Raw genomic sequence first — 24914 nt, forward strand, 5'->3', positions numbered from 1 at the left:
AAAATTTTCCTGATATATATTTCACAGATATGTAAAAAATATTTGTTTATTAGTAACTGATATTTTATATTTATACTGTATACTATTATGAAATAAGAATACTTTTGATAACATTATTCATGCTATACAAACCTTTCTTTTTATTATGTATCCATCTAGCTGCTTGTATAGCTCCTTTTGCAAAAATAGAACGATGAGTAGCTGTATGTTTAACGGAAATTTTTTCATATTTATTTGCAAATAATACAGTATGTTTTCCGATTGTATTGCCTTCTCTGATAACTGAAAAACCAATTTTATTTTTCTTTCTTTTTCCTACATTTCCGTATCTTGAAAATATGGCTGATTCAGAAAATTTCCAATTCATAGATTTAGAAATAATTTTTCCTAATTGTAACGCAGTTCCTGATGGGGCATCTATTTTATTTCTATGATGAGATTCTATTATTTCTATATCAGTATTTTTGCCTAATATTTTAGATATATATTGTATTATTGTATGCATCATATTAATGCCAATACTAAAATTAGGTGAATATAATATTGGAATTATTTTAGATGCTTTTTTTATAGTTTTCATTTGCATGGAAGTAAATCCAGTAGTACCAATAATTATTTTTTTTTTATTTTTAATACAATATTCTATTATTTTTAGCGTTACATTTGGTTTACTAAAATCAATTATTGTATCAAATGGTAAAGCATGTTTATTTTTTTTTAGTTTTTTAAAAGTAGTAAAAAAAATTGTTTTATCTGAATACTTTTCTTTATTGTAACTAGCATGTGTACGTGTGTGTTTTTCTTTAATTAACGCGTAGATTAATTTAATATTTTTCTGCTTTACTGCTTCTTTGGTTAACATTTTTCCCATTTTACCTAATGCTCCAGATATAACTATACTAGTATTTATGTTTTTCATTTTTATATCTTACCCTTATTAACGTAATGTATAATGATTTTTAAAAAATATATTGTATGTATGCAAATAATTTTTTTAAAATCTTGTTTTTGTATAAAAAAAAGAATCTATATTTATTATTACATAACATTGTTGTTTGTATATAAATAAATATTCTTGGATACGATAAAAGCATGTAATATGAATGTATTTAAAATAGAATTTTATATTGAATAATTTCTGTAGATATATTTTTAATATATATTTTTGTAGATTCATTTTTTTTATAAAAAAATATGTTGATTTTCTTTTTTATTGATATTTTTTAGACATCTACAACAAAGATTCATAATATTTTTGATAAATCTATTTTTCTTTGAATAATGCCAACATCTTGGACATTTTATTTTATTACTTTTTTTTATTGTGATTTTTAAGTTTTTTACGGAGTTACTTTTATAAGCTATTTTAGGTGCATTAGAATATCGACATAATTGTGTTTCAGATACTAAAAATATAAATTTTAATTCGGTGTTAAAAGAGAGCAGTATTTTAAATAAATTTTTATCTACATATAAAATTAATATTATTTCAAGTGAATTGCGTATATATTTGGTTGTTTTTTCTTGTTCAATAAATTTGTTGACTTCATTTCTTATAGTGAATATTTTTTTCCAAAAAAAAGCGTTATAATAAATTTTTTTTGAAGGAAATCGTATTTTTTTAAACCATTTTTCTGTAAATATAGATATTTTTGTATTCTCTTTAAAATAATTCCATGCTTCTTCTGCTGTGAATGATAATATTGGAGCAATCCATCGTATAAGATAATGTAAAATATAAAATATAGCGGTTTGCCCACTTCTTCTTGCTACACTGTTATTGTGTGTAGTGTATAATCTATCTTTGATTAATTCTAAATAACAAGATCCTAGTTTAATAGAACAAAAATTGATAATTTTTTGTACTACGTCATGAAAGTGATAAATTGAATAATTTTTGATAATTTTTTTTTGGTAATTATATGTTGTTTCTAAAATCCACTGATCTAATAACAATAGATTTTTATTTTTTACGGTATGGATAGATGAATTAAAATCAAAAAGATTAGAAAATAAAAATCGTATCGTGTTTCTAATTCTTCTATAATGTTCAGATGTTTGTTGTAAGATTTTATGAGATATAGACATATCGTTGGTATAGTTAGTGTATGCTACCCATAATCTTAAAATATCTGCCCCCCATTTTTGGATAATATCTTTTGGTTTTTGGTTATTTTTTAAAGACTTAGACATTTTTTGACCATGTTCATTAATAACAAATCCATGAGTTAAAACTGTTTTATATGGAGCTTTATTTTGTACAATTACTGATGTAATTAAAGATGACATAAACCAACCACGATGTTGATCTGATCCTTCTAAATACAAATCAGCTATATGGCTAGATGTTTGATAAGTATTATTTTTATATATTTTTAATTGGTGACTTGCTCCAGATTCAAACCATACATCAAGTACATCATTAATTTTTTCGTACATATCAGCATTGTCTTTTAACCATGTTTGTGTGGTAGATTTCCACCATACCATATAACCATATAATTGAATTTTTTGTTCTATTTTTTTCATAATAGATACTGTGTTAGGATGTAATTTTCCTGTTTTTTTATGTATAAATAATGGAATTGGAATACCCCAAGTTCTTTGTCTCGAAATACACCAATCAGGTCTATTTTTTAACATTTTTTTCATCTTGGTTTTTCCCCATTCTGGAATCCAATTAACTTGTTTAATTTTTTTTAATATTTTATTTTTTAATATAAGATTAGATGTTTTAATAAACCATTGTGGTGTAGCTCTATAAATAACTGGTTTCTTGTGACGCCAACAATGTGGATAAGAATGTTCAATGGTTTCGAAAAAAAATATTTTTCTTTTGCTTTCTAATAATTGTAAAATTATATTTTCTGCTTTAAAGATATGAAGATTATTTAATATGCTAAGTAATGGAATGTTATATAAGCCACGTGCATTGACAGTTTGATTAGGTTTTATGTTATATTTTTTACATGCAATAAAATCTTCATATCCATGGTCTGGAGACATATGCACAGCTCCGGTACCTAATTCATTAGATACGTGATTAGATAGTATTATAGGAACGACAATACTTAAAAAAGGGTGTATACAGTTTAAATTTTTTAGATTTTTTCCTTTTATACAACCTCTTATTTTCCAATTTTTTGTGTTAGTTTTTTTGAATAAACGTATTGCTAATTGTTCTTCACAAAGATAATATTTTTTTTTTATTTTTATCAGTTGATAATATAGATTTGGATTAATAGCAATAGCTTGACACGTTGGAAGTGTCCAAGGTGTAGTAGTAAAAATAATTATTGAAATATCGGTGCATTGTTTTTTTTTTTTTCTTTTTTCTATAAAAAATTTATCCTTTAATAAATTTTCATCTTGTATTTTAAATAAAACGTAAATAGAATATGAATTTTTTGTTTGATATTCTATTTCAGCTTCAGCAAGTGAAGATTGACATTGAAAACACCAATAAATAGGTTTTAGATCTCTATATATATATCCTTTTTTAATAATGCGAGATAGAACACGTATCGTGTTTGCTTGATTATTATAATCCATCGTTAAGTTTATATTTTTCCAATCAGCTAAAACTCCTAGCCTTATGAAATCTTTTTTCTGTCTATAAACTTGTTTTAATACATATTCATGACATTTTGTACGAAATTTTTGTTTATTTTCTTCAACTAATTTTTTTTTAAACATTTTTTCGACTTTTTGCTCAATAGGTAATCCATGACAATCCCAGCAAGGAACATATGGAGCAAAAAATCCTGACATACGTTTGGCTTTTAAAATAATATCTTTTAATATTTTATTAACAGCATGACCAATATGAATATCTCCGTTCGCATATGGTGGTCCGTCATATAAAAAAAAACATTTATTTTTTTTATTTCTTGAATTTATATGATCATATAATTTATTTTTTTTCCACTTTTTAAGTATTTCTGTTTCTTTTATAGATAAGTTTGCTTGCATAGAAAATTTTGTTTGAGGTAAATTTAAAGATGTTTTTATTTTTTTCATATATAATTTCCAAGTAATTATTAATTTGAATTTGTTTATAATACATAAATATATTAATATTATTGATATGTTTTTTTTGGTAGTATTTAAAATACATATTTTGTAAAAATTAATTTTTATTAACAATATAAATTCAGTACAGTAATAATTAAAATTATGTATTATATACAGTATTTTGATATCTTATTTTTAATAAATAAAATTTTTTATGTTTTTTTATGTATTAAATTAATATGTATAAAGGTACATTTTATACTTCTTAGTTGATATTATTGATTGTAAAATATATAGTAATGTTATATTAACATGAATCATTTAATTTATTGTATATAATAGTGTTATATTCAAATATACAATATAGACGTAAATAATATATATTTATTTAGTGATATTAATGTAATTTATTTAAAATTATTAAATTAGAATACATACTATTTATTTTTAATATTTTTATTTCAGGAGTTATAATTATTTTGGCAAATATAAAATCATCTAAAAAACATGCTGTTCTATCAGAAAAACGTAGAAAATGTAACGCGAGTAAACGGTCTATTATTAAGACATTTATGAAAAAAGTATATTTTTTTATTAAAGAAAAAGAAAAGAAAAAAGCCTACAAAGAATTTTGTGTGTTTCAATCTATTGTTGATAAATATGCTATTAAAGGAATTATACATACGAATAAAGCTGCTAGATATAAATCTATATTAATCAAAAATATTAAACAAATTTAATATATTTTATATTAAATTATATAATTTTATGACACAAGTATTGCATCTATTATATCGCTACATAGATAGCAATACCCTCTTTTTATTTATTGAGTTAGATTTTCAAAAAATCTTTTTACACTGTCAAAAAATCTTTTAGACTTAGGGCTGTTATTTTCTCCTTTAAAATCACCAAAACTTTTTCCTAATTGGTGTAATAAATTTTTTTGAGATCTATTTAGATTTACTGGTGTTTCTACTATTATTTTACATAATAAATCTCCTGGATATCTTTTTCTTACTGATTTAACCCCTTTTCCTCGTATTCGGAGTAATTTACCAGATTGTGTTTCAGAGGGTATTTTAAGTTTTAATCTCCCCTGTAAAGTAGGTACTTCTATCTCTCCACCTAAAGAAGCAGTAACAAAATTTATAGGTACTTCACAATGTAAATGATTGTCCTCTCTAGTAAAGATTGGATGTTTTTTTACATTTATTTGTATATACAGATCTCCTGATTGAGCTCCATACTGACCAGATTCTCCTTCATTATTTAATCGGATACGATCATTAGTATCTACTCCAGAAGGAATTTTAATAGATAATTTTTTAGACACTTTAATTCGACCTTGTCCATAACATATCTTGCATGGATTTTTTATAACTGTTCCTTTACCATGACAGGTTGGACAGGTTTGTTGAACACTAAAAAATCCTTTTCTCATATGTATTTGTCCATGTCCATGACAATATGTGCATGTCTGAGATTTTTTCCCATGTGCTGTTCCTTTTCCAGAACAGGAATGGCATGTACTTAATGTAGGAATTTTTATTTCTTTCGTAGTTCCCTGAACAGCTTCTTCTAATGTAAGATTAATGTTATATTGTAAATCTGATCCTTTTTCTGTATTTTTTTTTCTGTTATTTCCAAATATATCACCGAAAACATCACCAAATATATCATTTAAATCAGATGTAGAAGTAGTAAAGCTACTATGAAAATCTCCATTATTTCCATTTTGCTCAAATGCTGAATGTCCATATTGATCGTAAGCAGTTCTTTTCTTTTTATCACTTAAAACTTCATATGCTTGCTTTATTTTTTTAAACTGTTCTTCAGCAGTTTTATTTCCTTGGTTACGATCAGGATGATACTTTATAGCCAGTCTCTTATAAGCTTGTTTTATTTCGCGTTCACTAGCAGTATTAGAAACCTTTAAAATTGTATAGTAATCTTGTTGTGTCATGATTGATTATGGTTCCGAATAAAATTTATATAATGTGGGTGCAGAGAAAATTTTCTACACCCTTAACATAAAATTAGATATATTTTAGTATATTTAATATATATGTAATTAAATTTTGTTAACAAAAATATTTATTTTTTTTTATTTTTTTTCTTTGTCTTTAATTTCTTCAAATTCAGCATCAACTACATTTTCGTTTTTTTGTATGTTGTCGTCTTGATTGGAAGTATTATTTGGAGTTGATTCTTTTTTTAATAACTCTGTTAATTTTAAACTTAGCTGTAAAACTGTCTGTATATTTTTATTTATTTCTTCCTTATTTTCCCCTTTTAGGGATAATTCTAACTCTTGAAGAGATTTTTCAATATTCGATTTTGTTTCGGGATCAATTTTTTCTTGACATTCAGATAGTTGTTTTTTTGTGCTGTGAGAAATTTGGTCACCTTGATTTTTAACTTTTATTAGTTCTTCAAATTGTAAGTCTTTTTCAGAATTTTCTTGTGCATCATTAATCATTTTTTTTATTTCATCTTGATTTAATCCAGATGAAGATTGTATAGTTATTTTTTGTTCTTTTCCTGTTTTTTTATCTTGTGCGGAAACATGTAAAATACCATCTGCATCAATATCAAAAGTTACTTCAATCTGAGGAATTCCTCTAGGAGCTGCTTGAATACCATCTAAGTTAAATTGTCCTAAAGATTTGTTATCCAAAGCACGTTTTCTTTCACCTTGTAATACGTGTATAGTTACTGCAGATTGGTTATCTTCAGCTGTTGAAAAAGTTTGGCTATGTTTAGTTGGTATAGTTGTATTTTTATTGATTAACGGGGTCATAATACCACCCATTGTTTCAATTCCTAATGACAATGGAGTCACATCAAGTAATAATACATCTTTTACTGCTCCGGATAAAACTCCACCTTGAACAGCAGCTCCAATAGCTACAGCTTCATCTGGATTTACATCTTTTCTTGGTTTTTTTCCAAAAAATTCCGCTACTTTTTTTTGTACTAACGGCATACGAGTTTGACCGCCAACTAAAATAATGTCATGAATGTCTGATATTTTTAATTTAGCATCTTTTAATGCAACTTTTAATGGTTTTATAGATCTAATAATTAAATCTTCTACTAATGACTCTAATTTTGCTCTAGTAATTTTAACATTTAAGTGTTTAGGTCCGGTGGAATTTGCTGTAATGTATGGTAAATTTACATCTGTTTGTTTAGCAGAAGATAGCTCTATTTTTGCTTTTTCAGCTGATTCTTTTAATCTCTGCATAGCTAAAGGATCATTACTTAAATCTATTCCATTATCTTTTTGAAATTCTGATACTAAAAAATGAATTAGTCGATTATCAAAATCTTCTCCACCTAAATGTGTATCTCCATTAGTTGATAGCACTTCGAATGTTTTTTCTTTATCAACTTCATCAATTTCAATAATTGATATATCGAAAGTTCCTCCACCTAAATCATATACTGCGATTGTTCTATTACCTTTGCTTTTGTCCAGACCATACGCTAAAGCAGCTGCTGTAGGTTCATTGATTATTCTTCTCACCTCTAATCCAGCTATTTTTCCTGCATCTTTAGTCGCCTGTCTCTGAGCATCATTAAAATATGCTGGCACAGTAATAACTGCTTCAGTAACTTTTCCTCCTAAGTAATCTTCAGCAGTTTTTTTCATTTTTTTTAAAATTTCAGCAGAAATTTGGGGAGGAGCTATTTTTTCTTCTTTTATTTTTATCCATGCATCACCATTTTTTGATTGAACAATATTATATGGCATAATTTTAATATCACGTTGTACTTCTTCATCCTGAAACTTTCTTCCCATTAATCTTTTTATTGCAAATAGTGTATTTTTAGGATTAGTAATCGATTGTCTCTTTGCAGGTTGACCAACTAAAACTTCTTTTTCGTTAGTATATGCAATTACAGATGGAGTAGTACGTTCTCCCTCAGTATTTTCCAATACTTTAGCTTTGTTGTTATCCATAATAGCTACACAAGAATTAGTAGTACCTAAATCTATTCCGATAATATGTCCCATTATAATGATCCTTTAATGTAAATTTTTTTATTTTTCTAAAAATAATTTTATTAATTATAAATTAATAACGTTTTTGTGATTATTAAAAATCTTATAAAATAGATAATATTAATTAAATGGGGTCAGTTTGTTCTTCATCAAGGGTAAAAAAAAAATATAATTATATTTATTGCAATAAACGTGTAAATAATCGTTATAATTACCTGGTTAAGTATTTATTAATTAAATTTAATATTATAAAATTATAACTTTTTTTATTTATAAAATGATACAATTGTTCTATTAACTCCTAAATATTAAATATAGAATGCAAAATAATGTATTTTGTTCTGTATTTATAATAGGTAATTATTATTAATTAAATTTTTTGAGTTTATAAATATTTATGAATATTAGTGATCAACATATAAGTTTTATATATTTCATAGTGTTTGGATTCCTAATGTGTATGTCAATGTTATTATTTGGATATGTATTAGGGGGTAGATCGTATTTTTATAAAATTCCGCATCCATTTGAATCAGGTATTATTTCAGTTGGTAGTGCTCGATTAAGGGTACCTATTAGGTTTTCTTTGCTTGCTATTTTATTTGTTTTATTTGATGCAGAAATATTATATTTATATACTTGGTCGGTTTGTGTACGAGATTTAGGGTGGATTGGTTTATTAAAAATTTGTTTTTTTATTAATACTTTATTTATGGCTTTATTTTATTTAGTAAAAAATAATATATTTGAATGGATAGTTTCAAAATAAAGTATATATGTCTTTACAGATAAACTGAAATTATAAAAATAATATGTTATATAAATATAAACGATTTTTAATATAAAAATATTAATTAAATATAATATTTTTAATAATTATAAAGGATTTCAATATATGAAATATACCTTAACGCGTGTTAATACAACTAATGATATATCTAAAAAATATCCATTAAATACGGTAAATACTGTATTTGATCCAATGATACAACAAGTAAAAAATAATGTTTTTTTTGGAAAAATTTCTAATTTTTTTCATAATGTTGTAAATTGGGGTCGAAAAAATTCTTTATGGCCATATAACTTCGGTTTATCATGTTGTTATGTGGAAATGGTCACCTCATTTACTTCTGTTCACGATGTTTCTCGATTTGGCGCAGAGGTATTACGTACATCACCAAGACAGGCTGATTTTATGGTAATTGCAGGAACGCCGTTTATTAAAATGGCTCCTGTTATACAACGATTGTATGATCAAATGTTAGAACCTAAATGGGTAATTTCTATGGGATCATGTGCAAATTCTGGGGGAATGTATGATGTATATTCTGTAGTACAAGGTGTTGATAAATTTCTTCCGGTAGATATTTACATACCTGGATGTCCTCCTAGACCAGAAGCATATATACATGCATTAACTTTGCTACAAAAATCTATTTCTAAAGAACGTCGTCCTTTGTCCTGGATGATTGGTGATCAAGGTATTTATAAGCCTAAAATGATATCTGAAAAAGAAAAAAAAAATAAAAATAGAATTGCAGTTACTAATGTTAAATGCGAAGATGTTGTATAGTAAATTTTAAAAATTATATGCATTATTAATTATTTATTAAACCAAATATATATGTATGTGATTTTATCAGCATACTATACAAAAATTAAATGTTTTTATAGAGATTAAATTATGTCTGATGTCTATTTTCAAAAAAATTTTTTTTTTGAATGTCAAAAATAAAAAAATCTGTGATGCAAATCCTGTTCTTATTTCGTTAATTAGTATGTTTGGAGATAAAAACTTTTTCATGCAACATACATGTTTTCCATGTCCAGTTGTATGGGTAAATAGTTCAATTTTAATATCGGTTATTAATTTTTTAAAAAAAAATACTATTTGTTCATATAACATGTTATTTGATTTACACGGTATCGATGAACGTTTAAGAAAAAATATTGATAATATACCCAATTCTGATTTTACAGTTTTTTATCATTTTCTATCAATTAATGATAATTGTGATATTGTTTTAAAAGTAGCTGTACTAAAAAAAAAATTGCGATTACCTTCTATTACTTCTATTTTTTTAAATGCAAATTGGTATGAGCGTGAAACATGGGAAATGTTTGGTATAGAATTTTCAGGACACCCTTTTCTTACTCGTATTTTAATGCCTCAGAACTGGGTTGGACATCCACTAAGAAAAGATTATCCATCACATGCAACAGAATTAGATAGTTTTTTTTTCACGAAACAGAAAGAAGATGCAGCAATGGATGCTCTACTTTTTCGTCCTGAGTTATGGGGACTACAACCTAGTAAATCAGATGGTTCAGAATATATGTTTTTGAATTTTGGTCCAAATCATCCTTCATCACATGGTGCTTTTCGCATTATACTTCAATTAAGTGGAGAAAAAATAGTAAATTGTGTTCCGGATATTGGTTATCACCATCGTGGTGCCGAAAAAATTGCTGAAAGACAATCTTGGCATAGCTACATCCCGTATACTGACCGCATAGAATATTTAGGTGGATGTATTAATGAAATGCCATATATCTTAGCTATAGAAAAATTAGCAGGTATTAAAGTTTCAGATCGTGTTCAAGTAATTAGAATTTTATTATCTGAATTATTTAGAATTAATAGCCATTTGTTATTTATTTCTACATTTATTCAAGATGTAGGCAGCATGAGTTCTGTTTTTTTAGCTTTTACTGATCGTCAAAAAATTTATGATATAATTGAATCTATTACAGGCGCTCGCATGCATCCTGCGTGGTTTCGTATTGGAGGAGTAGCTAAAGATCTACCAACTAATTGGCATTGTTTATTAAAAGAATTTTTAGAATGGATGCCGAAGAGATTAGATTTTTATATCGAAGTAGCTTTAAAAAATAGCATTTTGATTTCTCGATCTAGTGGTGTAGCATCGTATGACAAAAAAGAGGCTTTATCATGGGGAATAACAGGTTCTGGATTAAGAGCCACAGGGGTTGATTTTGATGTGAGAAAAAAAAGACCCTATTCAGGTTATCAAAATTTTGATTTTGAAATTCCTGTAGGAAATAAAATTAGTGATGCTTATACACGAGTATTACTTAAAGTGGAAGAAATTCGACAAAGTTTGAAAATACTACATCAATGTTTAACTAACATGCCGCATGGTTCGTATAAATCTGAACATCCGCTTACTACTCCGCCGATTAAAAATAAATCTTTGTTTCATATTGAAAGTATGATCACACATTTTTTGCAAATGTCGTGGGGACCTGTATTACCTATTAATGAAAGCTTTCAGATGATTGAAGCAACTAAAGGAATTAATAGTTACTACATAATTAGTGACGGTAGTTCAACAAGTTATCGAACTCGTATTCGTACTCCTAGCTTTGCTCATTTACAGCAAATTCCATCGGTTATACGTGGACATTTAATATCTGATTTAATTGTTTATCTTGGAAGTATTGATTTTGTTATGTCTGATGTAGATCGTTAAAATATATTTAATGTATGAAAAACAGGACAAAAATGTGTTTTACTTAAGTAAAGTTGAAATTTCTGAGATTTTATTGAAGAAAAAATGTTATATAGATTCACAAGCAGTGTGTATTGAAGCTTTAAAAATTGTTCAGAAATATAGAAAATGGATATGTATAGACGCAATTATAGATATTGCTAAAATTTTATCTATTCCAGTATGTGATGTAGAAGGTGTAGCAACTTTTTATTGCCATATTTTTCGAAAACCGGTAGGTCGTAATATAATCAGATACTGTGATAGTGTAGTTTGTTTTATTAATGGTTATAATAATATTGAAAATCAATTAATAAGCAGTTTAGGTATTCAACCAGGAGAGACTACTAGTAATTATCAATTTACTTTATTACCTACTTGTTGTTTAGGAGCCTGTGATAAAGGCCCTGTTATGTTGATAAATGAAAATTTATATACTAATCTTACTTCTAAAGTAGTATTGGATTTATTGGATAAATATAAATGAAACATATATTAAAAACACCGGAAACTCATCCATTGACATGGCGTTTAAAAGAACCATTTAAAACTATTTATATGGCTGAATATTGTAATACCGGGGGATATAAATCTTTAAAAACATCTTTAAAAAATTTTAGTTTTGAACAAATAACTACATTAGTTAAAAAATCTGGATTACAAGGGAGAGGAGGTGCTGGTTTTCTTACTGGTAACAAGTGGAGTTTAATGCCAAAAAGTTTAATTGGGGAAAATAGATATTTGATTTGTAATGCTGATGAAATGGAACCTGGAACTTATAAAGACAGATTTTTAATAGAATATTTTCCGCATCAATTAATTGAAGGAATTATTATAAGTGCTTTTGCCTTACAGGCTACTTGTGGATATATTTTTTTACGAGGCGATTATTATTTATCAGAGAAAATTTTAAACCAAGCAATTCTAGAAGCATATGAAATGGGATTTTTAGGGAAAAATATCTTAAGTAGCGAATTTACATTTGATTTATTTTTACATACAGGAGCTGGACGTTATATTTGCGGAGAAGAGACTGCTTTAATTAATTCATTAGAAGGTAAAAGAGCTAATCCTAGATATAAGCCACCCTTTCCTTCTGCTCATGGTCTTTGGGGTAAACCTACATGTATAAATAATGTTGAAACATTATCTAATATTCCAGCAATTATTTTACATGGATCGGATTGGTATTCAAATTTATCCCGAGGTACAGATCCCGGTACTAAAATTCTTGGTTTTTCAGGAAGAGTAAAAAAACCTGGTTTGTGGGAGTTACCTCTCGGCATTTCAGCTAGGGAAGTTTTAGAAGAGTATGCAGGAGGTATGCAAGAAAATTTAATGTTGAAAGCATGGCAACCAGGTGGAGCTGGAACTAGTTTGTTATCTTCTCGAGATATTGATATAAATATGGATTTTACTAGTTTACAAAAAATTGGTAGTCGATTAGGAACAGGTATTTCTATGGCAATAGATCATAAAATAAATATCGTATCCTTATTAAAAAATATTGAAACTTTTTTTTCTAGAGAATCATGTGGCTTCTGCACACCATGTAGAGAAGGATTGCCTTGGATAGTTAAAATACTACAAAATTTAGATAAAAAAAAAGGACATGAAGAAGACATTTCTCTTTTAGAGGAATTATGTGGGTATTTAGAACCGGGAAAAACTTTTTGCGCTCATGCTCCTGGAGCAATTTCACCGCTTAAAAGTGCAATGAAGTTGTTTCGTAATGAATTTGAACAAGGTATTAAAAAAAATAAGATTACTACAGAAAAAAAAAATATAAATATTATATCGTTAATTTAATAAAATATAAAATTAACTATATGCTTTTGTATATGTGGTATTTTGTTAATTTTATTTAACTTAAATTATTGTATATAGTATTATAGATAATATTTTAAAGTGAGTGTTCATAATGATTAAAATTTATATTGACGAAAAAGTTTTTTTTGTTAAATCATCGGACAATATGTTACAAACGTGTTTATCAGTAGGTATTAATCTTCCATTTTTTTGTTGGCATCCTGCTTTAGGTAGTATCGGTTCGTGTCGACAATGCGCTATTAAAATATACAATAATGATAATGATCAAACAGGATCTATTGTTATGGCGTGTATGTTAGAAGTTAAGGATGGTATGAGAATATCAATTACTCATCCTGATGTAAAAAAATTTCAAAAAAGTATTACTGAATTTATGATGTTAAATCATCCTCATGATTGTCCAGTTTGCGCAGAAGGAGGTAACTGTCATTTACAAGATATGACTGTATTAAATCAACATCATATTCGACGTTATAGATTTAAAAAACGTATTTTTAAGAATCAGTATTTAGGACCTTTTGTATCTCATTCTATGAACAGATGTATTACATGCTATAGGTGTGTTCGTTATTACAGGGATTATTCTGGTGGTAAGGATTTTGGAGTGTACGGTTCAAATAATAAAATTTATTTTGGTCGTTTTATAGAAGGTATGTTAGAGAGTGAATATTCTGGAAACTTGATTGACGTATGTCCAACAGGCGTTTTTACAGATAAAAGTAATATTTATAATTTTCATCGTAAATGGGATTTACAATACTCTCCGAGTATATGTCATAATTGTAGTATTGGATGCAATACTAGTTTAGGAGAACGTTTAGGTAAATTATGTCGTATTGATAATCGATATAATATACATATTAACAAATATTTTTTGTGTGATTTAGGTAGATTTGGTTGTAATTATGTAAATTTTAATACTGTTACAAAACCTTATAGAATCAAAAATGGTAATACTAAATTTTTAAATTATTCTACTGTAATTCAGTTAATTAATAATATTTTTAAAAAAAAACCAAATCGAATTTTAGGCATTGGTTCTGCAAGAGCTAGTATTGAAAGTAATATGGCTTTATCTAATTTAGTTGGATGTGAAAATTTTTCTAATGGTATGTTACCTGAATTAGATCAATGTGTTAGTTTAATTACGGATATTGTTAAGAAAGGTAACATACATATTCCTTCTATTTCAGAAATTGAAACATATGATACAATTTTAATAATAAGTGAAGATATCACACAAACTGCAGCGTTAGCAGCATTATCGGTAAGACAAGCAATGAAAGGTATATATTCTTCTATTGCAAAAAATTATAAAATTCCTATATGGCATATTAATGCTATAAAAAATATTGCTCAACATCAGAAGAATTCATTGTTTATTATTAACGGCAGTGAAACGAAATTAGACGACATTAGTGATATTTGTTATTACGGTTCTATACAAGAGCAGTTACAATTTAGCACATTGATATTACAGTATATTAATACTGATATAGATTCTATAGATATTAATAATAAAAAAATAAATATACAGGCTAGAAAAATTGCTAAAGCATTATGTAATTCAAAAAAACCATTGATTATTTCAGGTGCTTCATACAATAATGTGGATTTTATTAAATTATCATTTAATATTGCTCAAGCATTGCAAAAAAAGAGTTTATCAGTTGGTTTAGCTTTATTTCCTCCATCAGCTAATAGTATTGGAGTATCTTTAATTCCGAGTATTTCTTTAAAAAAAATATTAAATCAAGTTTATATAGAAAAAATTGATACTTTAATTGTTTTAGAAAATAATTTATATCGATTATATGAATCAAATTATATTGATGATGTTTTAAAACAAATTAACACAGTTATTGTTATTGATCATCAGCGTACCAAGATGGTGAAAAAATCTAGTATTTTTCTTCCATGTACTAATTTTTTTGAAAGTTCGGGAAATATTATTAATTATGAAGCTCGTGTACAACGATTTTTTCGTACACACGATCCTAATTTTTATAATAATAAAATATGTAAACTAGACAGTTGGAGATGGATATATGCTATTCAAAATAATATCTGTTCATTTTCTTTAATTAAGTTGTTTACAATTGATAAAATGATACAATTATGTTCTGAATGGAATACTATTTTTAAAAGATTATCACATTCTTCTTTGCCCTCTTCATTTAGATTACATGGTCAAAAAATTGCGAGATCACCTATACGTTTTAGTGGTCGATCTTCTATTACGGTTGATAAAAATGTACACGAACTAAAATCTCCAGAGGATGTAGACAGTATGTTTTCTTTTTCTATGGAAGGGGTTCAAAAAACAGAAAATAATTTTTCTCATATTCCTTTTGCATGGTCTCCGAATTGGAATTCTAATCAATCGTTATATAAGTCATCTATAGCCCTAAATAGTCAATCTGATTACCCATATAATGGTGTATTATTATTTAAAAAATATAGAAAAAATTTTTTTTTAAATTTTTTTGTTAAAAAATATTCTAAAATAGAACAAGTAAATCCATTACGTTTTAAAATTATTCCATATTATAAATTATTAGGTAGTGAAGAAACAAGTCATAATTATTTTTTAAAAATAATGAAAACAAATTTTATTCATGTTCTTCTTTGTCAAAAAGATGCCGATAGAATACAAGTTAATAATGGTGATATATTACAATTTCAGATCAACGATCTTGTTTTTAAATTTCCTGTACAGTTATCTAAAAAAATTAGCTTATTTCATATAGGTTTACCATTAGGGTATAAAAAATTACCAACTATTTTTTTTAAAAAATTTGCTATAAATTTAATAAAATATAATTAATAAAAGGTTTTGTTAAATTAGACAGGATATTATGAAAAATAAAATTTTTTTTGTTTTTAGCTTTCTTTTGTTTAGTGTTTTTAGTGCTAGTTTCTTGAGTTTAATTGAAAGAAAAATATTGGGTTTATTACAAAACCGATATGGTCCTAATCGAGTTGGTTGGGGAGGATGTATGCAAATATGTGCTGATGGTATTAAATTACTATTTAAAGAAGACTGGATTCCTCCTTTTAGTGATAAAGTATTGTTTGTTGTCGCTCCAGTTATTTCTTTTATGTCTTTGTTATGTGTATTATCTAGTATTCCTATTACTCCGGAGTACATGATTATTAATTTGGATATTGGTTTATTGTTTTTTTTTATGATGTCGTCATTATCGGTATACGGTGTTTTATTAGCTGGATGGTCTAGTAATAATAAATATGCTTTATTAGGAGCTATTAGGTCTGTGGCACAAATGTTGAGTTATGAAATATTTCTAGGTATATCTTCTTTAGGAACAGTTATTCAATGTGGATCGTTTAATTTAGTTGATATTGTATATTCACAAAAAAGAATATGGAATATAATTCCTCAATTTCTTGGCTTTATTATGTTTTTTATAGCCTGTGTTGCTGTTTGTCATAGACATCCTTTTGATCAACCGGAGTCTGAACAAGAACTAGCTGATGGATATCATATTGAATATTCAGGAATGAAATTTGGAATGTTTTTTATTGGCGAATATATTTCTATTATGACTGCATCTGCTTTATTGGTATGTTTATTTTTTGGTGGTTGGTTAGGGCCTTTTTTTTCTCCTATAATTTGGTTTTTATTAAAATTTTTGTTATTTGTTTTTTTATTTATCTTACTAAGAGCATCTTTGCCAAGACCACGATATGATCGTGTTATGATATTTGCGTGGAAAATTTGTTTTCCACTTTCTTTACTTAACTTAATATATACATCTTTTAAAATTTTATTATAATTATAAGGTTGTCATATTTATGAATGTAAAAAATATTTTTTTTAGTTTTTTTAGCCATATTCGCAGTATGTTTTTAGTTTTTAAGAATATTTTTTCATTGCGTGAAACACGATTGTATCCAGAACAACCATTAAATTTATCTTTGCGATATCGTGGTCGTATTGTTTTAACTCGTAATCCAGATGGTTCAGAACGATGTGTTGCATGTAATTTATGTTCTGCCGTTTGTCCTGTTAATTGTATTTCTTTAAAAAAAACAGAAAATATAGATGGTCGATGGTATTCTAAATTTTTTCGAATTAATTTATCACGTTGTATTTTTTGTGGGTTATGTGAAGAAGCGTGTCCTACAACAGCTATTCAATTGATTCCTGATATAGAATTAAGTGATTTTCAACGAAAAAAATTAATTTATGAAAAAAAAGATTTGTTAATTTCAGGTACTGGAAAATCTTCTAAATATAATTTTTATTCTGTCTCAGGTGTTATGAATAATAAAAAATTACAGAATATTGATTCAAAAAAAATATTGAATTGTGTGGATATAACTTCTTTATTACCGTAGGAATTTTTTATGTCTTTAGTATTTTATTTTTTAGGTTTTTTATCTGTTTTTTTTTCTTTTTTAATCATGATTAGTGTTCATCCGATTTATTCATTATTATATTTAATTCTTTTGATATGTGCTATTGCAGGTATTTTCTTCACTTTAGGAGCTAATTTTATAGGAGCTTTGTCAGTAGTGATGTATGCTGGAGCTATAATGGTACTGTTTGTTTTTGTAATAATGATGATAAAAAATCATATTCAAAATATATATATAAAACCAAATTGGTCAATGTATTTTTATGAAATTTTAGATTTTATATGTACTATGATAATTTTTTTTATTTTATGGATTCAAATAATTAATGAAAAAAACAAGATTTTATTTTTTAATACAGTATTTATGAAAAATATAGGCATTTGTTTGTTCAATAAATATTTTGTTCTAGTAGAATTCGTATCTTTATTTTTGTTAGCGTCATTGTTAGTAGTATGTTTTTTCTTAAAATAATAAAATTTTTGATATTTTTATGGTAAGGGAAATATATAAAATTATGTTCTTATTACATCATGGAATAATTATTTCTGTATTAATTTTTGTATTTGGAATTGTATCTTTATTGAAAAACAAGAATTTAATATTTATATTAATTGGTTTAGAATTACTGACTAGTTCTACATCATTAGCAATAATGTTAGTAGGACATTATTGGAACCAAATAGATGGTCAAATTATGTATATATTTATTATTACTGCTGCAGCTGCCGAAGTAAGCATTATATTAGCATTTTATTTAAAAATATACAAAAAATATAATACATTAGATATACTTAAGTTAAGTGAGATCAATAAATGAATTTAATTTATTACGTACTCTTAGTCCCTCTACTTAGTTGTTTGGTTTTAATATTTCTACAAAGATTTTTTTTAAAAAATTATGTTTCAATAATTAGTTTAGTTTCAATTTTTACATCTTTATTACTTTTTGTATGTATAGTACATAGTTATTGTAATTCATTTAATCAATCAAAAATTTTTTTTATTCCTTTAATACGATGGATGACAATAAATCAATATAATATTAATTTAAATTTTTTAATAGATGTATTTTCTTTGTCCATGTTAGCTGTTGTATTGATCATTGGTTTATGTGTGTTTAGTTTTTCCTGTTGGTATATGCAGAATTCTTCCATGTATGTAAAATATTTCATATATATGAATTTATTTATTTTATTTATGTTAGTTTTTTCGCTAACCACTAATTTAGTAACTATGTTTTGTGCTTGGGAATTAGTTAGTGTTTGTTCATATTTATTAATTGGTTTTTATTCTTATCATAAAAAAAATAGATATTTTGCTATTAAATCTTTTTTAATGACTCGTTTTAGTGATATATTTTTTTTGATTTCTATTTTTTTGATTTTCTTAAAGTTTAAAACATTAGATTTTGTAGTATTAAAATACTATATTTATGAAATTATTTTTTTGAATAACCATACGAATTATATATTTTTAATTACATTTTTTTTAACTATTGCAGCAATAGGAAAGTCCGCTCAAGTACCTCTACATACGTGGTTGATAGGAGCTATGGTTGGTCCTACTCCAGCTTCTGCTTTAATTCATGCAGCTACTATGATTATTATGGGTGTTTATTTGATTTTACGTGTATATATTTTATTTATATGTAATTCTTATATAATGGTTTTCTTGTCTTTAATTGGTTGCTTAACTATTATAATATCTGGTATTTCTGCTATTTTTGAAAATAATATCAAACGTATTTTAGCGTATTCTACTATGAGTCAAATTGGTTATATGTTTATAGCTTTGGGATCTAACAATATACATGGAGCTTTTATTCATTTAATTTGTCATGCATTTTTTAAATCTCTTTTATTTTTATCTGTTGGGTCTATTATTAAATGTGTTAATGGTGAACAAAATATTATTAAAATGGGTGGTTTATATAAAAAACTACCTTTAACATATATGACTTTTTTAATAGGAATTTCATCATTGATATCGTTACCATTTATCACTTCTAGCTCTTATAGTAAGAGTAGTATTTTACTACATTTAATATTTTATAAAAATTATTTTTTGTTTTTATGTAGTTTAATAGGAATATTTTTGACTGCCATTTATTCATGTAGAATGGTTTTTTTGATTTTTCATGGCATTGAAAAATCTAAATTTAGATATTTAAGAAAAAATTTTTTGCACAATTTTTCATTGTTGTTATTAAGTATAGGATGCACTTCTTTAACATGGTATATAATCTCGCATGTTTTTAATAAGACATACAATTTGTCATGTATTGAAGGTGTAAATGTTTTTTATATAGAGTTTATATCTGTTATTTGTTCTGGATTAGGTTTATTAGTATCGTATATATTTTGTATACGAAAAAATTTTTACTTTACAAATTATTACTTAAGTAAGATATTTTATCCTTTCTATGTATTAATTATTAATTATTGGTTTTTTGATGTTTTTTACTTCTATATATTTATACAGACGTACTGTAATATTTCGTATTATTTAAACAGAGTAAATTTACTATATATAGAGAATTTGTTTTTAAATCAGATTTTTTTAACAAAAAAAAGAGTATTTAATATTCCTTCTGTGAATATTATTTACCATGTTAGATGGTATATTTTTTGTTTAACTATAGTTCTATCTATGATTTTTATAATTAACAATAATTATATATAATTTAAATATTTTTTATTTCTTATGCATTTATTGTATTAATTATAGTAAGGATAATATCATTTTATGATACTTTTGATTTTTTTATTAGCACCACTTTTAGGTGCTGCGCTCACTTTGGCAACAAGTTTTATAGATAATCGAATTCCTCGTTATATAGCTATTTCTTCTACAGTTATTTGTTTATTAACGTCTTTATTTTGTTATTATAATTATAGTGTATTTCAAGGGAATTCTTCTACGAATACATTTATGGTTATATTTTATAAGTCTTGGTTTCAACAATATGGAATTTCCATTTATTTAGGTTTAGATAAATTATCATTACTGATGGTTTTTTTAACTTCTTTGATGGGTGTATGTTCTATATATTGTGAATGGAATACTTCTGAAAAAACAGGAGTATATTATTTTTTCTTATTATTAATTTTGTTAGGAATGTTCGGTGTTTTTTTGTCTGTAGATATGTTTTTATTTTTTGTGTTTTGGGAAATTATGTTAATTCCTATGTATTTTTTGATTATTTCTAGAAATGATTCGTTAACTGAACATCATGATGTTATTCGGGTTGCTCGAAAATTTTTTATATATTCACAAATTTCTGGTATGTGTTTGTTGTGGTTTATTTTAAATATAGTTTGCATGTATCATAGTAATTATGGTATTTGGACATTTAATTATTTTATTTTAAAGAAATTGCATATGTCTTTTTACACTGAATTTTTTTTAATATGTAGTTTGCTGTTATCTTTAATAATAAAAATGCCACTGTTTCCTTTTCATAGCTGGTTACCGGATACTCAGGAATTTATTTCTACTTCAGGATCTGTAGATTTAGTGGGAATTTTATTGAAACCAGCTATATATGGATTATTACGATTTTATTTAGTTTTTTTTCCACATACATCTCGTATTTTTTCCTTTTTTTGCATAGTTGCTGGTTTATTTTCTATGTTTTACGGTGCTGTGATGGCTTTTTCTCAAACGAATATAAAGCGGTTGCTAGCATACTCTTCTATTTCTAGCATGGGGGTTATTTTTGCAGCTTTAAATAGTCAGACTGTTTTTTTACAGAATGGTATTGTTTTGTATTTGTTTTCTTATATTATTTCTATGGCTGCATTGTTAATTATTACTGGAAAAATATTTGTTCATATTAAGACTCAAAATATTTTAAATATGCAAAGAATATGTTCTTGTATGAATTTCATACCTGTATTTTTTTTATTTTTTTCTTTTTCTTTATTAAATATACCTCTTACAGGAAATTTTAGTGGTGAATTTTTGATGTTATTTAGTATTTTTACATTTAATCCTTTTTTAGGTTGTTTGTTTATTTTTGGTTTGTTTTTTTCATCTATTTATTCGTTAAGGATGATGCAGTATGTATGTTATGGTTCTAAAAAGTTCTTTGTATTACCAAATGAATTAAATATTTTTGATTTTATCATATTAATATTGTATACGTTTTTGATACTCTTCACAGGTTTATTTCCTACACTTTTTCTAAAATTTATATATTTTATTTCATAGTATAGTGATTTTGATGATGTGCATTATATTAATAAATAGGTAACAAAATTATGATTAGATTACTTGATACCATTATTCCGATAATACCAATTTTATTGTTAATTTTTTCTACTATGGTAGTATTTTACGTTTCTTGTTATAGCAAAAGTATATATTCAGGATGTATAATTTCTGCAATCAGTATTTTTTGTGGTATGTTGATCGTTTTATATTCAAGAATATTTATGATAGAATATGTTTCTGAATTAATTAAAATTGATAAATATTCGTATTTTTTTATTTTTATGATATTGTTATCAAGTTTATATACCTGTATTTTTGTATATCCTTGGCTATTAAATAAAAATTTTTATAAAATAGAATTTTATTTATTTATTTTATTATCCTCTTTAGGAGGGATTTTAGTATCTATTTCATGTCATTTTGCTACTTTGTTTGTAGGAATAGAATTATTATTTTTTCCTATGTTGGGTATCTTGATGTTTTTTTCAAAACACAAAAATCATTTTTTCTCTATTTTAACATACTTAGTATTGTCAATTTTTTCTTCTGCAATATTATTATTAGGGTGTTCTTTTGTATACCTAGTTTCAGGTAGGTTATGTTTTTCTTTTTTTAAATATATATTTATATATTATCCTTCTATTATGTATAGTAGTATGATGTTGTATGGAATTAGTATGATTATGTTATCTATTTTTTTTAAATTGTCTTTATTTCCTTTACATACTTGGTCTCCTGATATATATCAATATACTAATTCATGTTCTTTACTGTATTTTTCTACTGTCACTAAAATTTCTATCTTGTCCTGTTTATTACGTCTATTCTATTATATTCCTTATATAGTAAAAATACAGTCACTATACTTAGCTTTATATTATATGGCTATTTTTTCTATTCTTCTAGGAAATATAGCATCTGTTTTTCAAAAAAAAGAGCAGAGATTAATTGGATATTTATCTATTTCTAATTTTGGTTTAATGTTAATGTTAATGTTAACGTATCCTTATCCTGAATATACATATATGATAAAACATATCTGTATATATATTTTTGGTTATTTATTAGGATTGATTGGTTTTTTTAGTGTTAAAAGTATTATAGATTTTAATATTATTGGCAATGATATTGATAATGTTCAAAATATTTCTTTAATAGGATTATCATTACACAATCCCCTTTTAGGAAGCGTGATGACAATAATTTTTTTGTCTTTATCTGGGTTTCCTTTAACCCTAGGATTTTGGGGAAAATTTTTTGTTTTAAAACATTTATTGTATAAACGTTTTTTTATGACAACTATTTTAATAATGTTAAGTAGTATAATGGGGATATATAGTTATTTAAACATAATTCATAGTTTATATTGTAAACCTATTTTTGTATCTAAAAAAGTTTTTTTGGTTCACATAAATATGACTATAATGCAGAAATTTTTAATCGTATTGATTGGAATCACTCTAATGGTTTTTGGATTGTTTCCACAGATATTTTTTAAAATATTTTAATATTATATATAGAAAAAATATTCTGTAATTTTTTATTAAAAATTTTTTAAATAACTTGAAAAACATGAAATATTTTCATGTAGATAAATTTTTATTATAAAAAAAATACTTATATAGCATTAATTTATTGTATTAATAAAGTTGAGGTATGAATTTTTTTTCTGAAATAATATAATGTTGGAATTTTTCCAACATTTTATTATTATCAATAGTATAATTTACTTTATATTTTTAAAAAATAATGTTGATATCAATAATTAGATATTTTATATAAAATATTAAAAAATTACTTTTTAATAAATAAACATTTCTGAAATTGATTCTTCTTTATTAATTCGTTGAATAGCTTCTGCTAGTATCGCAGATACTGTTATTATTTTTGTTTTTTTTAAATTTTTAATTTTTTTAGATACTGGAATAGTATCACATACTATAATTTTATCTATACATGAATTTATTATATTTTGAGTAGCTAAGCCCGAAAAAATAGGATGCGTAGCATATGCATAAATATTACGAGCACCATTTTTTTTAAGCGCTTGCGCAGCTTTACATAGAGTAATACCTGTATCTATTATGTCATCAATTAAGATGCAATCTCTATTTTTTATTTGTCCAATGATATTCATTACTTGAGAAACATTTACGTTCGGTCGACGTTTGTCAATAATTGCCATGTCAGAATCATTCAATAATTTAGCAATAGTACGTGTTCTAATAATTCCACCAATATCTGGCGACACAAATACTGGATTTAAAAAATTAATTTTTGATAATTCTTTTAATAACAACATACTGCTTAAAATATTATCTATTGGAACATCAAAAAATCCTTGAATTTGTTCAGCATGTAAATCAATCGTAAGAATGCGATCTACTCCGACATTTGATAAAAAATCAGCAATTACTTTAGCTGTGATGGGTACCCTAGATGATCGAATTCTTCTGTCTTGTCGAGCATATCCAAAGTATGGAATTACAGCAGTTATACGTCCAGCAGATGCACGTCTTAATGCATCTATCATGATAATTAATTCCATTACGTTGTCATTTGTAGGCGAACACGTTGACTGTATTAAAAAAACATCAGATCCTCTGATGTTTTCGTGAATTTGTATACTTATTTCTCCATCACTAAACTTACTTACAGTAGCTTCTCCTATTGTAGTATTTAAATTTTTAGCAATTTTTTTCGCTAAATGTGGAACTGAATTTCCAGAAAATAATTTGATTTTTTCCATGCGATCCTCTAACATTTTTTATAATGAATTTTTTATTAATACGCGTAGTACATATATATATTCTATATTACAGAATATTTTAAATATTAATTTAAAAATAAATCATTCTGTTAAATGAATTGTTCTTACAATATATCTTTAGTCATATTATAATATAACATATGCATATGTTTTATATTATTTCTATATTTTTATTATG

General features: G+C 25.5%; 19 protein-coding genes. 14 read left to right on the forward strand and 5 right to left on the reverse strand.

Translation table 11 applies throughout. The annotated features are described in order from the left end of the window. Positions 1-85: 85 nt before the first annotated feature. Both dapB and ileS read right to left on the reverse strand, forming a co-directional pair. Positions 86-919, reverse strand: coding sequence for a 4-hydroxy-tetrahydrodipicolinate reductase (gene dapB / locus BUCISPPS3390_RS00505; protein WP_154060712.1), 834 nt, complete (start codon positions 917-919; stop codon positions 86-88). Positions 920-1182: 263 nt separating this feature from the next. Continuing rightward, complete coding sequence (ileS, locus tag BUCISPPS3390_RS00510) at positions 1183-4020, reverse strand: isoleucine--tRNA ligase (RefSeq protein WP_154060713.1); 2838 nt, start codon at positions 4018-4020, stop codon at positions 1183-1185. Positions 4021-4493: 473 nt separating this feature from the next. On the opposite strand from ileS, the gene rpsT reads away from it, so the two are divergent. Continuing rightward, positions 4494-4754 (forward strand): 30S ribosomal protein S20, encoded by a 261-nt coding sequence (gene rpsT, locus BUCISPPS3390_RS00515; protein WP_154060714.1) that lies wholly within the window; start codon positions 4494-4496, stop codon positions 4752-4754. 86 nt (positions 4755-4840) lie between these two features. On the opposite strand, the gene dnaJ is transcribed toward rpsT, so the two are convergent. Both dnaJ and dnaK read right to left on the reverse strand, forming a co-directional pair. Then, positions 4841-5980, reverse strand: a complete 1140-nt coding sequence (gene dnaJ, locus BUCISPPS3390_RS00520; protein ID WP_154060715.1) for a molecular chaperone DnaJ — start codon at positions 5978-5980, stop codon at positions 4841-4843. Positions 5981-6121: 141 nt separating this feature from the next. Next, a complete protein-coding gene (gene dnaK / locus BUCISPPS3390_RS00525; protein WP_154060716.1) occupies positions 6122-8038 on the reverse strand; it encodes a molecular chaperone DnaK in 1917 nt (638 codons plus the stop codon). 448 nt (positions 8039-8486) lie between these two features. Here dnaK and ndhC point away from each other — a divergent pair, with 448 nt between their 5' ends. The 13 genes from ndhC to BUCISPPS3390_RS00590 all read left to right on the forward strand — a co-directional run bounded on the left by ndhC (position 8487) and on the right by BUCISPPS3390_RS00590 (position 23474). Beyond that, a complete protein-coding gene (gene ndhC / locus BUCISPPS3390_RS00530; RefSeq protein WP_232036959.1) occupies positions 8487-8795 on the forward strand; it encodes an NADH-quinone oxidoreductase subunit A in 309 nt (102 codons plus the stop codon). A 126-nt stretch (positions 8796-8921) separates the two neighbouring features. Further along, on the forward strand, positions 8922-9599 hold the full coding sequence (locus tag BUCISPPS3390_RS00535; RefSeq protein WP_154060718.1) for a NuoB/complex I 20 kDa subunit family protein: 678 nt from the start codon (positions 8922-8924) through the stop codon (positions 9597-9599). Between the two features lie 118 nt (positions 9600-9717). Next, positions 9718-11520, forward strand: a complete 1803-nt coding sequence (gene nuoC, locus BUCISPPS3390_RS00540) for an NADH-quinone oxidoreductase subunit C/D (protein WP_154060719.1) — start codon at positions 9718-9720, stop codon at positions 11518-11520. Between the two features lie 10 nt (positions 11521-11530). Continuing rightward, positions 11531-12025 (forward strand): NADH-quinone oxidoreductase subunit NuoE, encoded by a 495-nt coding sequence (gene nuoE, locus BUCISPPS3390_RS00545; RefSeq protein ID WP_154060720.1) that lies wholly within the window; start codon positions 11531-11533, stop codon positions 12023-12025. After that, positions 12022-13347, forward strand: coding sequence for an NADH-quinone oxidoreductase subunit NuoF (gene nuoF / locus BUCISPPS3390_RS00550; RefSeq protein ID WP_154060721.1), 1326 nt, complete (start codon positions 12022-12024; stop codon positions 13345-13347). Before nuoE ends, nuoF begins: the two co-directional genes overlap by 4 nt. A 112-nt stretch (positions 13348-13459) precedes the next feature. Beyond that, positions 13460-16195, forward strand: a complete 2736-nt coding sequence (gene nuoG / locus BUCISPPS3390_RS00555) for an NADH-quinone oxidoreductase subunit NuoG (protein ID WP_154060722.1) — start codon at positions 13460-13462, stop codon at positions 16193-16195. Positions 16196-16226: 31 nt separating this feature from the next. Then, the gene (gene nuoH, locus BUCISPPS3390_RS00560; RefSeq protein ID WP_154060723.1) at positions 16227-17165 is read left to right on the forward strand and encodes an NADH-quinone oxidoreductase subunit NuoH; all 939 of its coding nucleotides are present in this window, start codon (positions 16227-16229) and stop codon (positions 17163-17165) included. A gap of 19 nt (positions 17166-17184) precedes the next feature. Next, positions 17185-17730 (forward strand): NADH-quinone oxidoreductase subunit NuoI, encoded by a 546-nt coding sequence (gene nuoI / locus BUCISPPS3390_RS00565; protein WP_154060724.1) that lies wholly within the window; start codon positions 17185-17187, stop codon positions 17728-17730. A 9-nt stretch (positions 17731-17739) separates the two neighbouring features. Then, positions 17740-18222, forward strand: a complete 483-nt coding sequence (locus tag BUCISPPS3390_RS00570; RefSeq protein ID WP_154060725.1) for an NADH-quinone oxidoreductase subunit J — start codon at positions 17740-17742, stop codon at positions 18220-18222. A gap of 43 nt (positions 18223-18265) precedes the next feature. After that, on the forward strand, positions 18266-18568 hold the full coding sequence (gene nuoK / locus BUCISPPS3390_RS00575) for an NADH-quinone oxidoreductase subunit NuoK (RefSeq protein ID WP_154060726.1): 303 nt from the start codon (positions 18266-18268) through the stop codon (positions 18566-18568). Continuing rightward, on the forward strand, positions 18565-20433 hold the full coding sequence (locus tag BUCISPPS3390_RS00580) for an NADH-quinone oxidoreductase subunit L (RefSeq protein WP_154060727.1): 1869 nt from the start codon (positions 18565-18567) through the stop codon (positions 20431-20433). The genes nuoK and BUCISPPS3390_RS00580 overlap by 4 nt, the downstream gene beginning before the upstream one ends. A 63-nt stretch (positions 20434-20496) precedes the next feature. Beyond that, positions 20497-21963 (forward strand): complex I subunit 4 family protein, encoded by a 1467-nt coding sequence (locus BUCISPPS3390_RS00585; RefSeq protein ID WP_154060728.1) that lies wholly within the window; start codon positions 20497-20499, stop codon positions 21961-21963. Positions 21964-22013: 50 nt separating this feature from the next. Beyond that, positions 22014-23474 carry an NADH-quinone oxidoreductase subunit N gene (locus BUCISPPS3390_RS00590; RefSeq protein ID WP_154060729.1) on the forward strand — a complete coding sequence of 487 codons (1461 nt, stop codon included), beginning with the start codon at positions 22014-22016 and terminating at the stop codon, positions 23472-23474. Between the two features lie 293 nt (positions 23475-23767). Here the strand turns inward: BUCISPPS3390_RS00590 and BUCISPPS3390_RS00595 are convergent, their stop codons facing one another. Then, positions 23768-24715 (reverse strand): ribose-phosphate pyrophosphokinase, encoded by a 948-nt coding sequence (locus BUCISPPS3390_RS00595; protein ID WP_154060730.1) that lies wholly within the window; start codon positions 24713-24715, stop codon positions 23768-23770. Between the last annotated feature and the right edge of the window lie 199 nt (positions 24716-24914).

Source organism: Buchnera aphidicola (Cinara cf. splendens/pseudotsugae 3390), assembly GCF_900698845.1.
GTDB lineage: Bacteria > Pseudomonadota > Gammaproteobacteria > Enterobacterales > Enterobacteriaceae > Buchnera_F > Buchnera_F aphidicola_AM.

Coding starts and splice junctions, on each gene's coding strand:
- dapB (WP_154060712.1), bottom strand. CDS start 919: ATGAAAAACATAAATACTAGTATAGTTATATCTGGAGCATTAGGTAAA.
- ileS (WP_154060713.1), bottom strand. CDS start 4,020: ATGAAAAAAATAAAAACATCTTTAAATTTACCTCAAACAAAATTTTCT.
- dnaJ (WP_154060715.1), bottom strand. CDS start 5,980: ATGACACAACAAGATTACTATACAATTTTAAAGGTTTCTAATACTGCT.
- dnaK (WP_154060716.1), bottom strand. CDS start 8,038: ATGGGACATATTATCGGAATAGATTTAGGTACTACTAATTCTTGTGTA.
- ndhC (WP_232036959.1), top strand. CDS start 8,487: ATGTCAATGTTATTATTTGGATATGTATTAGGGGGTAGATCGTATTTT.
- BUCISPPS3390_RS00535 (WP_154060718.1), top strand. CDS start 8,922: ATGAAATATACCTTAACGCGTGTTAATACAACTAATGATATATCTAAA.
- nuoC (WP_154060719.1), top strand. CDS start 9,718: ATGTCTATTTTCAAAAAAATTTTTTTTTTGAATGTCAAAAATAAAAAA.
- nuoE (WP_154060720.1), top strand. CDS start 11,531: ATGTATGAAAAACAGGACAAAAATGTGTTTTACTTAAGTAAAGTTGAA.
- nuoF (WP_154060721.1), top strand. CDS start 12,022: ATGAAACATATATTAAAAACACCGGAAACTCATCCATTGACATGGCGT.
- nuoG (WP_154060722.1), top strand. CDS start 13,460: ATGATTAAAATTTATATTGACGAAAAAGTTTTTTTTGTTAAATCATCG.
- nuoH (WP_154060723.1), top strand. CDS start 16,227: ATGAAAAATAAAATTTTTTTTGTTTTTAGCTTTCTTTTGTTTAGTGTT.
- nuoI (WP_154060724.1), top strand. CDS start 17,185: ATGAATGTAAAAAATATTTTTTTTAGTTTTTTTAGCCATATTCGCAGT.
- BUCISPPS3390_RS00570 (WP_154060725.1), top strand. CDS start 17,740: ATGTCTTTAGTATTTTATTTTTTAGGTTTTTTATCTGTTTTTTTTTCT.
- nuoK (WP_154060726.1), top strand. CDS start 18,266: ATGTTCTTATTACATCATGGAATAATTATTTCTGTATTAATTTTTGTA.
- BUCISPPS3390_RS00580 (WP_154060727.1), top strand. CDS start 18,565: ATGAATTTAATTTATTACGTACTCTTAGTCCCTCTACTTAGTTGTTTG.
- BUCISPPS3390_RS00585 (WP_154060728.1), top strand. CDS start 20,497: ATGATACTTTTGATTTTTTTATTAGCACCACTTTTAGGTGCTGCGCTC.
- BUCISPPS3390_RS00590 (WP_154060729.1), top strand. CDS start 22,014: ATGATTAGATTACTTGATACCATTATTCCGATAATACCAATTTTATTG.
- BUCISPPS3390_RS00595 (WP_154060730.1), bottom strand. CDS start 24,715: ATGGAAAAAATCAAATTATTTTCTGGAAATTCAGTTCCACATTTAGCG.